Origin of the sequence: Escherichia sp. KCJ4928, assembly GCF_004352695.1 — a bacterium.
Taxonomy (GTDB): Bacteria; Pseudomonadota; Gammaproteobacteria; order Enterobacterales; family Enterobacteriaceae; genus ECMA0423.
Window position 1 is genome coordinate 1 of record NZ_SJWV01000639.1, and the last position, 391, is coordinate 391.

At 52.9% G+C, this 391-nt stretch carries 1 pseudogene; it reads left to right on the top strand.

Features of this window, described 5'->3' with window-relative positions:
* Positions 1-391, top strand: a pseudogene (locus tag E0D98_RS26015) (conjugal transfer protein TraE); the annotation flags it as partial.

Genomic DNA, 391 nt, shown 5'->3' on the forward strand with positions numbered 1-391 from the left:
TGAAACCCAACAGCACAGGCATTGCTGCCCGCATGATGCTCTCCATTGACAGGGCCCGGATTAGCGAAGCTCTGCTCAATAACCGCCAGTTGCAGTCCACTCCCCTGCAGATCCGTTATCCGCAGGGTGTCAGAGAAGCACTCGGAATAATGAGCGAGCAACTCTCCCTTTCTGTATCCGACCTGACGCGTATCCTGGTCGAAGATGCATTAACTGAAATGTTTCTCCCGGCTGAAAACATCGTTCGCCGTCTTCTCTGCCGGACAGAACACATCATGCAGGCACATGATGTCTGCGTAACAACGATGACAACGTTACTGGCTCCCTGGAATATCCGTCCTGCCGTCTTCCGTGACCCGGACAAACTCGCAGATTATCTGACAGGAGAGAT